This window comes from Turicibacter bilis, assembly GCF_024499055.1.
Classification (GTDB): Bacteria; Bacillota_I; Bacilli_A; order MOL361; family Turicibacteraceae; genus Turicibacter; species Turicibacter bilis.
Window position 1 is genome coordinate 2,155,902 of record NZ_CP071249.1, and the last position, 12,678, is coordinate 2,168,579.

9 protein-coding genes and 1 riboswitch are annotated in these 12,678 nt (G+C 33.0%); all 9 genes read left to right on the top strand.

What is annotated here, in order from left to right:
• Positions 1-122 precede the first annotated feature (122 nt).
• The 9 genes from J0J69_RS10450 to J0J69_RS10490 all read left to right on the top strand — a co-directional run bounded on the left by J0J69_RS10450 (position 123) and on the right by J0J69_RS10490 (position 12,662).
• Positions 123-2,012, top strand: coding sequence for an N-acetylmuramoyl-L-alanine amidase family protein (locus tag J0J69_RS10450; protein ID WP_055275970.1), 1,890 nt, complete (start codon positions 123-125; stop codon positions 2,010-2,012).
• A 570-nt stretch (positions 2,013-2,582) separates the two neighbouring features.
• A complete protein-coding gene (locus tag J0J69_RS10455; RefSeq protein ID WP_055241311.1) occupies positions 2,583-3,719 on the top strand; it encodes an MGDG synthase family glycosyltransferase in 1,137 nt (378 codons plus the stop codon).
• Entirely contained in the window at positions 3,700-4,533 is an 834-nt protein-coding gene (locus tag J0J69_RS10460) for a RecX family transcriptional regulator (RefSeq protein ID WP_237252694.1), read from the top strand. Before J0J69_RS10455 ends, J0J69_RS10460 begins: the two co-directional genes overlap by 20 nt.
• A 55-nt stretch (positions 4,534-4,588) precedes the next feature.
• A complete protein-coding gene (locus J0J69_RS10465; protein WP_055304806.1) occupies positions 4,589-5,296 on the top strand; it encodes a GntR family transcriptional regulator in 708 nt (235 codons plus the stop codon).
• Positions 5,297-5,375: 79 nt separating this feature from the next.
• Positions 5,376-5,490: riboswitch (FMN riboswitch) on the top strand.
• Positions 5,491-5,604: 114 nt separating this feature from the next.
• A complete protein-coding gene (locus J0J69_RS10470) occupies positions 5,605-6,264 on the top strand; it encodes an ECF transporter S component (protein ID WP_212726046.1) in 660 nt (219 codons plus the stop codon).
• 218 nt (positions 6,265-6,482) lie between these two features.
• On the top strand, positions 6,483-7,661 hold the full coding sequence (locus tag J0J69_RS10475; RefSeq protein WP_212726045.1) for a sugar ABC transporter substrate-binding protein: 1,179 nt from the start codon (positions 6,483-6,485) through the stop codon (positions 7,659-7,661).
• A gap of 147 nt (positions 7,662-7,808) precedes the next feature.
• On the top strand, positions 7,809-9,446 hold the full coding sequence (locus tag J0J69_RS10480; protein WP_055241302.1) for a glycoside hydrolase family 13 protein: 1,638 nt from the start codon (positions 7,809-7,811) through the stop codon (positions 9,444-9,446).
• Positions 9,447-9,786: 340 nt separating this feature from the next.
• The gene (locus tag J0J69_RS10485; protein WP_237252689.1) at positions 9,787-11,202 is read left to right on the top strand and encodes a M23 family metallopeptidase; all 1,416 of its coding nucleotides are present in this window, start codon (positions 9,787-9,789) and stop codon (positions 11,200-11,202) included.
• Between the two features lie 194 nt (positions 11,203-11,396).
• On the top strand, positions 11,397-12,662 hold the full coding sequence (locus J0J69_RS10490; protein WP_256637868.1) for a hemolysin family protein: 1,266 nt from the start codon (positions 11,397-11,399) through the stop codon (positions 12,660-12,662).
• The last annotated feature ends 16 nt before the right edge of the window (positions 12,663-12,678 follow it).

Consider the following 12,678-nt stretch of genomic DNA (forward strand, 5'->3'; position numbering starts at 1 on the left):
CAATGATGGATCTGCTTCTATATAGAAGACTTGAAAATGGAGAGAATTCAAGTTGATAATCTATTGAAATGAGGCATCTTAAACGATAGATTAAGAAATGCTTAGTTGAAAGAGAGATGGCAATGAAAAAAAATAATAAAGGATATAGTTATCGTCCAAATCAGCGTAGAAAAAGAATCAGAATTAATAAGATACGATTTACCATCTTTGTTCTTAGTTGCTTGACTATTCTTTTTGGGATTGGTTTTGGAATTAAAGTATTACTGACAGATAAAGTAGAAGTAAATATCGGACTGACGGATGATTTAAATCCGGTTGAGGGAGAGAGCATGTATAAATTATCATTAACATGGGAATCCTTAGCTGCCGATAAGTATAAAGATATTCAAATTACAGTAAATGATAAGAAATATGTGTTAGAATCGGGTTCAAATAAGTTTGAGGTTGAATTAACTGAACCAAATGAAGCTTATGAGGTAACATTTAAAGCGAAGAAGAAGGGGCTAGTTTTTTCAAATACAGTCAAAAAGGTTATTAATACATTTTCAGATAATGATACGTTAGAACAATCGGTCTCTAATTTAAAGATTGAAAATGATATCTTATCATTTGAACATGAAATTCAAAAAAATTCGAACATAGAATTTAATACAAAATCAATAATGTATGAGGCCGTTGATTTAGTTAATCAAATCAGTTCGCAAGGAAGAACAGAAATCATCAGTCAAAATCAGGATTCCGTTATTCTTGAGGTCTCAATTCCAATGGAGAAGTTCAAGGATAGTCCAACGGTTTCAATAAAGATGGATACTATCGTTAATAAACTTCTTTTGTCAACGTCAGTTAAAGATACAGATCTTCAAGTGAATCAAGTAAATGTTGAACCATTTAATTTGGTATTTGAAGAACAGGATTTGATTTTGATTAACAATAATTTAGAACATTATAATTATGCCGACCATGATTTTTATGCGGAATCACTTCATTTAAAATTAGATTTAAAAGAGGAGATTTCAACGTATCAACTCGTTAATTCCTCAGGACGTGTTGTTGTGGATGAGCCTTATTCATCTCAAGGAAATCAAGGGATTGAGTTATCCCATTTAGCGGAGGATCAATATATTATAAAAATTAATAATCTACCCGTATATGTGACTGACTCTTTATGTGAAACGTGGTATACCGTTACGAGAAATGAAAAGGCTAATCAAGTGACACTTCAACCAAAAAATGGTCAGTTATCGCTTAAAGTCGAGAAAGTAGATGAGTTACCTGAGAATGTTTATGATATTTTGATTGATCCAGGACATGGTGGTTTAGACGGTGGAACAGTGGCGGGTGATTTAACGGAGGCAGAGGAAGCGCTCAAGTTATCGAAGTATCTTGCAAAGCGTTTAGAGGATCATGGATTAAAGGTCAAATTAACGCGTACCGATGATTTAGATCCGGCGGGTCCAGGAAATTTTGATTATGGGAAATCTCCCTTCTTTGATGAAGGTCGTGTGGAACAAGTTTATCGTTATCAAACAAAATATATGTTATCGAATCATTTAAACTCTTTTGATAAGTCGTTAGAAGGGTTTGAGATTTATAGTTCAGTTGTTGCCGATAATGATTGGGCTTCAAGAATCGCAACTAGTTTAACAAAGGCTGGACAAGATCCTCGTGATGCTGAAAAAAATGAGTTTAGAGTATCAGAAGGATCGTATAAGAAGTATTATTTATGTACAGGAACAACTTATGAAATTGAATATGGTTGTGCTAGTGATTATATGGATTTTTTATATATCATTCGTGAGACAGGTGGTCGTCTTTCACAGTCTTCAGCACTATTAGACTATAATGAGAATTACACAATGATTCCGAACTATGGTGCAGAAACAATTTTAATTGAGTATGCTTATTTAGATAATTCAAAAGATTATAAAGAGTGGATTGAAAATTGGCAAGCGTGGGGAGAAGCAGTTGTTAAGGCAACTGTCGAATATCTAGGTATTAAATATCAAAAGTAAAAAGAGTGGTTAATCCACTCTTTTTACTTTATGTAAGTCCTTTCGAAGTTTTTCACAACGTAAAAACTTTGAGGGGCCTACCAACGGTAAATAAATTTTGTTTGAAAATGGTAGGTTACTCAAGCTCTAGTAGTCGAGGAAAGTTACGAGTTCATTAACTCACTCCGTAGCGGAGGCAACCCATCCTCTAGCAGTTAATGAACTAAGACTGATTAGAAATTGTAAAATATACTTCTGTTTCTGTATAAAAGGTGATAAATCATTTATATTAAGTTGTCTAAAATTAAAATGTTAAAACATCATAAATACAAGCTAACGTAGTATTCGTAAAATTTTTTCGTGTAAACGGTGACTACTTTTTATACATTATAGATAGAATATACACTTTTTGGGGGAGCAAAATAAAAATAAGTTGAATGGAATTTGGTGAAACTGATGGTATATAAGTCACAGAATTTTTTAAAAGTGTCTCTGAATAATAATGGATACAAAATGTATTTTATGTTATCATATTGTTTAGATTTTTAACATTTTATATTAGTAGAAACTCATTAAAAAGGAGAGGAAATAATGGAAAATCCAAAGAAAGTATTAATATTAACTGCTCCTTTTGGTAGCGGACACTTACAAGTCTCTAGTTCATTAACGGAGGAATTTTTAAAGCATAATAATGTGGTTGTTGAGGAATATGATTTATACTCTGAAGAATTTCCGACCCTATCTAAAACTTTACAAAAAGCATATTTAAAAACTTATAAACCGATTGGAAAAGATGTTTATCGTATGCTTTATTACGGATCAAGCTATGCAGTTCATGATTCATTCCAAGCTAAGATATTAAAACCATACTTAGAATTTGGAATTCGTTCATTACGTAATAAGATTCGTTCGTTTGAACCAGATGCAATTATTAGTGTCTTTCCAGTGACTTCTTTATATACGTTAGAGGAAAAGGGATTTAAAATTCCTATTTATACGGTGATTACAGATTATTATGCGAGTGGATTATGGCTATATAAAGGGGCTCGTCGTCATTATGTAGCTAATAATCGTATGGTTGCTTGGGGAGTCGCAAATGGGCTTACTCAAAATCAATTTATGTTAACAGGAATTCCGATTCACGGGAAATTTTATAAAGAGTTAAATCGTCAAGAGCTATACAGAAAATATGATTTAGATCCAGCTAAACGAACAGTGTTAGTAGCTGCTGGAGCACATGGTGTTGTCTCACATGTAGATGATATTGCCGAACGTTTAGCTTCACAACCTGAAATTCAAGTCGTAGTGGTATGTGGGAATAACACGAAGTTATATGACCAAATAGTCCAATTGTCAAAAGATTATCATAATTTAAAGGTGCTAGGATATTGTACGGAAATGCATGAGTTATTGGAAATTGCAGACTTAATGGTGACAAAACCAGGTGGGATTTCATTAACGGAGGCAGCGGTTAAAGGTGTTCCAGTTATTTTATACAATCCAGTATATGGACAAGAACTTGAAAATGCTAAATACTTCTCAGATAAAAATGCAGCAGTCATTGTTTCAAGTGAGTCAGAATTGATTTATCATGTGTTAATTATTTTAAATGAAGAAGGACTTCTTGATGAGATGAAAAATAATATTAAGCAATTATCTCGTGAATATTCTGCAAAAACAATTGTTGAGGATGTGTTAAAAGATAGTGATGAATATTACAAGCAGTAGTTATAAAGTGTTAAAATTAACACACTTAAAAGCTCAAGATTATGAAGTAGCGATTCAAACACCGAATCAACATGTTGTTTTATTGCCTGTTCATGAGGAATTAGTTTTAAAGTTCCGTCTGGTTGAAGGTAAAGAATTAGATGAATGTCAAATTACAGAACTAAATGGAAAGCTAGATTTAGGGCGTGCTTATCAATATGCTCTAAATTTATTATCTCGAAAATCTTATACGACAGCACAAATTTATGAGAAACTAGAGGCTAAAGAGTATGAGATTGAAATTATCCAAGAAGTTTTAAAACGTTTAGTTGATGTGGGATTATTGAATGATGAACAATATACCAGTTCTTATATTAATCATCAGGTGATTATGGGAAAGAAAGGTCCTAATAAAGTCAAACAAGAATTGTTACAAAAAGGAATTTCTGATCGTTTGATTAATCAATACATGCCAGTTTATGAAGAAGAAATACAGATTGAGCATGCAACAAAACTTGCTAATCAGGTCGTTCGTATGAATACAAAATACGGGCCTCACTTTATTAAACAAAAGATTTGTCAACATTTAATGACCAAAGGATTTAATCGATCTGTCATTGACAAGGCAATTGAAAATATTAAACTTGTAGAAGATAGTGAGGAAGAGAACCCAATTTTGGTTAAGGAAATTGAAAAACTTTATCGTAAGCATCACCGTCTTATGGGATATGAGAAAAAGACAAAAGTGGTTCAGTCGCTAATGCGAAAGGGATTTAGCTACGATGATATTTCAACTGTTTATGAACGTATTTGTGAAGAGTTAGAAGATGAATAATAAGAGAGGGGGCTCTTTAGGGCCTCTTTTCAATTCGATAGAAGGAGAATTTTTAATGTCACAACCAATCTATTTGAAAGTTAAGCAATTAATTGAAGACGATATTAAACAGCTAGTTCCTAATGCAATGATTCAATCAGAACGAGATTTAGCTATTAAATATGAAGTATCTCGAATGACAGCTAGAAAAGCTATTGAAGCACTAATAAGAGAAGGTAAATTATATCGTAAGGATAAGGTTGGAACTTTTGTAGCTGATGATAAGCTACATGAACCGGTTGCAGAGTTAGTTGGATTCACTTCAGAAATTAGTAGTAAAGGGATGCGGCCTCATACAAAGGTTGTGAATTATGAAATTATTGAAGCTGACGAACGGATAGCTAAGCATCTAGAAATTAAAGTGAATGATCGTGTTCATAGTTTATTAAGGCTGCGAATGGCAGATGATAGACCAATGACGCTTGAGCATACTTATATTCCATTATCGGTTGTGAAAGAATTACCAGAGTCAGTGATTCATAGTTCAATTTATGCGTTTCTGGATCAAGAATTGAATGTTAAAATTGCTTCTGGTTCTCAGATGGTTTCGGCTATCAAAGCAGATGAACAGGTATCGGAATTATTAGAACTGCCATTGCATGATCCACTCATTTATTTAGAGTTAACGTCTATTTTAATGAATGGCCAAGTGCTTGAATTTGTTGAGACTTATGCAAATCCTCAAAATTACAAGGTCATGATTCACTCACGTCGAAAATGGTAATAATAAGAAAAAAATCAATATCAGAGTTGACAAATATATGACTAAGAGCTAAAATGACACTGTAAATTGAATTCATTTAATAAATCTTCGAGGCAGGGTGTAAGTCCCTACCGGCGGTATAGCCCGCAAGCCGTATGGTTGATCTGGTTAAATTCCAGAGCCGACAGTTATAGTCTGGATGGGAGAAGATTCGTTTTTGATATACTCTTTTTTAGATATATCTCACGAAGATTTATTAACGTGAGATCTTTTTGCATTTCACAAAAAGTTTTTATTTACAAAAATATCTTAATTTAGGAGGAGAGTATATGAATAACTCTAAAAATTTATTAAGTAACACAAAAAGTCTTGTTTTATTAGGAGTTTTTATTGCGTTAGGGGCTATTTTAATGTTAATTGAAATCCCTTATCCACCCGTTCCATTTTTAAAATTTGATTTAAGTGAGTTAATTGTTTTATTAACAGTTGAGGTATTTGGGTTAGTTCCGGCTATTATTGTCGCGGCTGCTAAATCAATTGTAAATATTATGTTAGGAATGAGTGCAACACCTATGCATATTGGATCCATTACAGCATTCATTGCCTCAACAACAATGGCTTGTTTATACGTACTTGTAAAAAAATATCTTTCTGGAACTACAGTCGTAAACAAATCATTACGTTTTTTATTAGTGATTACTGGATTTTCTTCTATTTTAACACTTTGTAACTACTTATTTATTACACCAATTTACTTCGGTGGATTATGGTTTACAGATGTAATTGGTTGGGTAACGCTAGAATCATTTATTCCAGGATTACCATTTGATTTAGGATATGGAGCGGCGATTGCATTTGTTTATCTCCCATTCAATGCAATTAAAGGATTACTTGTTTTAGGTATATATGAAATGATTGCACCGCGCTTATTAGTCGCACTTCAAAAGATTTTAAAAAACCTGAAATTATCACCAGTGGTGTCAGAATAAAACAAATTATGATGTAATTTAGGGAGGAGGTGTTTACCTCCTCTTTTTTTGATATAATGAATGATATAAGAAATAGTAAAGTTTTCACATAGCATAAAGTTATTATTGCTACAGATAGCTTATATGTCTAACGTTTAAATTCTTGAACTTTTTCGTAGTTGATGTAAATTATTTATCAAATTTTATATAGAGACTAATAAAAATCGAAGGGGAATCAGATGAAAAAGATTATATATGTTATTTTATTTATCTTAGTATCTATCGGTTTATATCGCCATGTAAATGAATTGACATTAGGTTCAGAAAAAGTGTTACATGTATGGGTGAGCAGTGAAGAATACGAAGTGTTAAAAGATTTGAATCCAAGATTTGAATCAATGTACGATGTAGATGTACAGATGAAAATTGTCACATCTGAACAAGTTCTCTCTACACTTCCTTTGTATATTACTTCATCTGAATCCCCTGATATTATTACAGCTTCCCACACATTGATTTCGGATTTAGTTGCGATGAATGCCATTAGTCCAATTAGTGAAGTGTTTGAAACATTCAATATACTACCCACTGTTAAATCAGGATTTAAGGTAAAAGGTGAGTACTATGGGATTCCATATAATGCTCAAACAGATATTCTATTTTATAATAAAGAAATATTTGAAGATGGTATTAGCTCCTTTGCTCAATTAAATGATTATACCGATGTATCTTTAGCGATTGATTATCAGAGTATTTATCATATTAATCCATTTATTACTGGATTTGGAGGATACACGGTTGGGATTGATAATTTTGGTGATACAAATTTTTATGATATTGGACTAAACAAGGAAGAATCGATACAAGGGCTAACCGCTATGCTTCATTTGCTTGATAAGAAACTCCTTTACAATGATGAGTTTGATGTATATCAGTCATTTATTAATCATATAACTGATTTAATGATCGCTCCAGCATCTTTAATTCCGTCCTTAGAGACGGTTTATCCCAACTTAGGATATCAAGCGATTCCGAACTTTGTGGAGGAAATTTTGCCGTATACTTATATGAGGATTGATACGTATCAAGTGACACGTTTGAGTCAAGATAAAGAGTTAGCTATTGAGTACTTAAAATTCTTGTTAACTGATGAGGTTGCAGCAGCTCGTTATGAAATGAATCGTGCAATTGCCCCTGTAGATTATGAGAATTTGATTTCACAGGATGCTTATTATACGGTGATAAAAAAACAATTACACCGTTCAGTGCCTCTTCCGAATCTAGTTGAATTTAGTTATGTTTATTTACCATTTCAGCAAGCTGCACAACAATTTTTAATGATGCCTGATCGGATTCAATCCATTATGGATGAGGCTGTTGGTTGTATTAATGATGAATTAGAAAGTGTCATTCAATAAAGAGTAGGATTAAATATTCCTGCTTTTTTTATTTAAATAGGTAATCGGTTTTAGGAAGTTGTTCATTGTGTTTCTAGGTAAGGGTAGATATAATAAGAGTATGACTTGAAGCGCTTTAATTAGTGTTATGAAAAGGGGGATATATTTATGGAGAAAAAATGGTGGCATCGTTCAGTCGTGTATCAGATTTATCCAAGAAGTTTTAAAGATACGAGTGGAAATGGTGTAGGAGATTTAAGAGGAATTATTGAAAAATTAGATTATTTAAAAGAGCTTGGGATTGATGTGATTTGGCTATCCCCCGTTTATAAATCACCGATGGATGATAATGGGTACGATATTTCTGATTATCAAGATATCGCACCGGAGTTCGGAACGATGGCAGATATGGATGAATTAATTGAAGAAGCAAATGCTCGTGGGATTCGCTTGGTGATGGATTTAGTTGTTAATCATACAAGTGATGAACATCCTTGGTTTTTAGAGGCAAAAAAATCAAAAGATAATCCATATCGTGATTATTATATTTGGCGTGATCCTGCAGAAGATGGTGGAGTACCAAACGATTTAGGCTCAACGTTCTCAGGGCCAGCCTGGGAATATGACGAGACAACTGGTCAGTATTATTTCCATTTATTTAGTAAACGTCAACCAGATTTAAACTGGGAAAATCCAAAAGTACGAGAAGAAGTTCATCAAATGATGAATTTTTGGCTTGAAAAGGGCATTGGTGGCTTCCGTATGGATGTAATCGATTTAATTGGAAAAGAGGTTGATCGTAAGATTACAGGAAATGGTCCACAACTTCATCCATTTTTACAAGAGATGAATCATAAGTCTTTTGGAAATTATGATGTATTAACTGTTGGTGAAACATGGGGAGCAACCCCTGAAATTGCCAAATTATACTCTGATCCAAAACGTCATGAGTTATCGATGGTTTTCCAATTTGAACATGCCTCTATTGACTGGGATCCACAAGAAGGAAAATGGCGTCCAACAACATTTGATTTTATCAAATTTAAAGAAATTATGAGTAAATGGCAAACATCGTTGAATGGTGAAGGTTGGAATTCATTGTTTTGGAATAATCACGATTTACCACGTATTGTTTCTCGTTGGGGAAATGATAAAGAATATCGTGTGGAAACCGCTAAAATGTTTGCCTCAATCTTACATTTAATGCAAGGAACGCCTTATATTTATCAAGGTGAAGAAATTGGGATGACGAATGTTCATTTCGAATCACTTGATCAATATAACGATATTGAGACATTACAATTTTATCGAGATAATTTGAAAAAAGGTTATACACATGAGCAGATGATGGATGCTATTTGGAAAAATGGCCGTGATAATGCGCGTACACCAATGCAATGGGATGGATCAGAACATGCCGGATTTACAACAGGTCAACCTTGGCTACAAGTTAATCCAAACTATGAATCAATTAATGTATCTAATGCATTAGATAATAAAGATTCTATTTTCTATCATTATAAGAAATTAATTGATTTACGAAAAAATAGTGAATATAGTGATACGATTATTTATGGAGAATATAAGTTATTACTACCAGATGATGAGCAAATTTTTGCTTATATTCGTGAAGATGAGAACTATAAATTATTATTAGTGGCAAACTTCAGTGAAGAAGAGGTAACAAGAGCTATTGAAGGAGAAGTGAATCAAGTGATTCTGTCAAATTATGATGCAACAGATTATAATCTTTCATCTCTTAAATTACGACCTTATGAAACAGTAATCTTTGAATTAAAAAAATAATGACTAAAAGGCACCGTTTTTGTTGAAGCGGTGCCTTTTTTTTGCAATGAGTCAAAAAACAACAATTGGAAGCGGATACAAAAAGTAAAATAAAAAATATGAAGAATTCGGAACATTTTTATGGAAAAAAGGTATAAAATCTGATAAAATCATTCGTTTATGCTTATTTTGGGAACAAATTCTCTTTTAGGACACATTTTGGACATAATTATATGGAACAATTAAAGTAAGAACAGAGAGAATGATATAAAGTAAAACAAATTTATAGATTCTAAACAGTCACCAAGACTAGAAAGCTACTTTATTACAACTAGTAATAAAGCATGGAGGTCGTAATGATATGAAGAAAAAAATTGTAGGAGTATTAATCGCTACGATGATGTTAACAGGGAATCATCAAAAAGTAGCAGAGGCATCGCCATTAGCAACACAGAATGTTGTTTATCGAGTATATATAGATGATGAAGTGGTAGGACTTATCACAGATAAAGAAGAATATGAAGAATTTGTAGTTCAACAGAAAAAAGAGTTATCGAAGCAATATCCTGAACAAGTGGTTATTAAGTCACCGACAAATGTTCGTCTAGAAGAAGAGGTAACTTTATTACCACTTACGACAATTGATAATCAAGCTGTTTTAAAAACGGTAGCTAAGAAAGCAAATTTCCAAGCATCGGCTTATAAGATTTCAATTGATGAATCAACCTTTGTTGTACAAGATGCTAATGTTGTTTCTAATACATTATTAGAATTAATGGCTTATTATACAGGTGAAGAGGATATACAGAAGATTATGGATATTGAAAATCCAATTGAACCTTTAATGGAATCAGGATCTCAATATATTGGGGCTAAAGTGGTAGAAGCAGTTAAAGTTGATACAGCTTATGCTAATCCAGATGAAATTTTAACACCAGAAGAGACACGTCGCATGGTATTATACGGTGAAGCTAAACCAAAAGAAACTGTCATTTTTGATGAAGATTCATCATTGTGGTACATCGCTAATGACCATGGAATGACTGAAGAAGAGTTGATTTTATTAAATCCTCAGGTTAAAGGTTTAAAGTGGTCAGAGCTATTAGGAATGGAGTTAGATGTCACGCCATTAAATCCAATGATTACTGTTGAAACAGAAAAAGAAAAAGTAGATATTTCAACAATTGCTTATGAAACAGAGTATATTGATGATGATACGATGGTCAAAGGACAAACGAAGATTCAACAAGAAGGTCAAAATGGTGAGTCTTTAAAACGTACAAAAATTGTTTATGAAAATGGCTCACAAGCTTCATTAGAAGTTGTTGAAGAAAAACAATTATCAGAACCTGTGAACAAGGTTGTTGTGCGTGGAACAAAAGTTGTCTCAGGTGTTGGAAATGGAAGTTGGGTTTGGCCAACAACAAATCGTAGTGTCACATGTGGATATTTATGTTATAGTGGTCATTATGCCATCGATATTCAAGCTTATATTGGACAACCAGTTTATGCAGCTGACAATGGAGTTGTTGTAAGTGCCGGATATAGTGGTGCATATGGTTATAATATTTTAATTAACCATAAAAATGGATATTACACACGATATGCACATTTAAACTCTTTAAGTGTATCAGCAGGTGATACGGTTCAAGGCGGTCAAACAATTGGAGAAGCTGGAAATACCGGAAATTCAACGGGACCTCATTTACATTTCGAGATTCGTACGAATACAGGTAGCCAACCAAGTTATGCACCAAATCCATTAGATTTTTATTAATTAAAAGCATGAAACCTCTAGCGATTAGTATACTATAAAGTATACTCGGTTAGAGGTTTATTTTTTTATCGTTGTTTTTGTAGTGAAATTGTATAAACTCAGTCGACTTATTGACAAATAACTATGAACTTGATATATTAATCTACATACAAAAATAGTAAATTATAGGAGTGTGAATTGTTTTGGACCCGTCCATGTATTATTTAATACTTGTTATCATGATTATTTTATCAGCATTCTTTAGTGCTTCTGAGACTGCTTTTTCGAGCGTAAACTTAATTCGTTTACGTCAATATGCGGAAGATGGTCGTCCAGGTGCTAAAAAAGCGCTGAATGTAGCCGAGCGATTTGATGAAGTTTTATTAGCTATCTTAATTGGAAATAATATTGTTAACTTAGCATCAGCGTCACTGGCAACCATTGTAGCAACGGAGGTTTTACACTTAGGTGCATCTGGTGCCCCAATTGCCACAGCTGTTATGACTATACTTATTATTATCTTTGGTGAAATCTTACCTAAATCATATGCCAAAGAAAATTCAGAGTCTTTAGCCTTAGCTATCGGGACAATTTATTATTATATGATTATTATTATGAAGCCTTTAATTAAGATCTTTATGGTTTTAAAAGACTTTGTTGCTAAGTTATATCGTAAAAAAGATGATGAACCATCAGTCACTGAGGATGAATTAAACGTAATCATTGATACAATGGAAGAAGAGGGGGTATTACAGCAAGATGAGGTTGAGATGCTTCAAAGTGTCCTAGATTTAAGTGAAACTTTTGTTAAGGATATTATGACACCTCGAGTTGATGTCATTGCTGTAGACGTTCACGATTCTACTGAACATATTAAAAATGTCTTTTTAGAAGAAAAGTATTCGCGTATCCCTGTTTATGATGAATCACGAGATAATATTGTAGGAATTTTATATGAGCGTGATTTATTCTCTGCTATTATTGAAAGAGGATCGACTGAAGATATCGTGATTGCAGATATTATGCGTGATCCGATGTATGTTTCATATACAATGCGTGTTTCTGACTTATTAACTCGTCTACAATTAGAAAAGCAACATTTAGCGATTGTTGCAGATGAATATGGTGGAACTGCTGGACTTGTCACAATGGAAGACGTTCTTGAAGAAGTTGTTGGTGAAATTTATGATGAGCATGATGAGGAAGAACAGTTCTTTACTAAGAAAAGTGATACGTTATATGAAGTAAAAGCAGACATCGAATTAGATGAATTATTTGATATTATGGGTATTGATTTAGATATTCCGGAAGATGCTTATTCATTAGGAAGTTGGATGTACTCAAAAATTGAAGATATCCCGGATATCGGTGATATGTATCAATATCATAATTTAGTTTTCACCATTATTGAAGTGGAAGATCGCCGTATTAAACGCGTTAAAATTGAAGTTATGGATTCATCAGAAACGGAAACTGAATAATTTAGAAGGGCTTGAA

Coding starts and splice junctions, on each gene's coding strand:
- J0J69_RS10450 (WP_055275970.1), top strand. CDS start 123: ATGAAAAAAAATAATAAAGGATATAGTTATCGTCCAAATCAGCGTAGA.
- J0J69_RS10455 (WP_055241311.1), top strand. CDS start 2,583: ATGGAAAATCCAAAGAAAGTATTAATATTAACTGCTCCTTTTGGTAGC.
- J0J69_RS10460 (WP_237252694.1), top strand. CDS start 3,700: ATGAATATTACAAGCAGTAGTTATAAAGTGTTAAAATTAACACACTTA.
- J0J69_RS10465 (WP_055304806.1), top strand. CDS start 4,589: ATGTCACAACCAATCTATTTGAAAGTTAAGCAATTAATTGAAGACGAT.
- J0J69_RS10470 (WP_212726046.1), top strand. CDS start 5,605: ATGAATAACTCTAAAAATTTATTAAGTAACACAAAAAGTCTTGTTTTA.
- J0J69_RS10475 (WP_212726045.1), top strand. CDS start 6,483: ATGAAAAAGATTATATATGTTATTTTATTTATCTTAGTATCTATCGGT.
- J0J69_RS10480 (WP_055241302.1), top strand. CDS start 7,809: ATGGAGAAAAAATGGTGGCATCGTTCAGTCGTGTATCAGATTTATCCA.
- J0J69_RS10485 (WP_237252689.1), top strand. CDS start 9,787: ATGAAGAAAAAAATTGTAGGAGTATTAATCGCTACGATGATGTTAACA.
- J0J69_RS10490 (WP_256637868.1), top strand. CDS start 11,397: ATGTATTATTTAATACTTGTTATCATGATTATTTTATCAGCATTCTTT.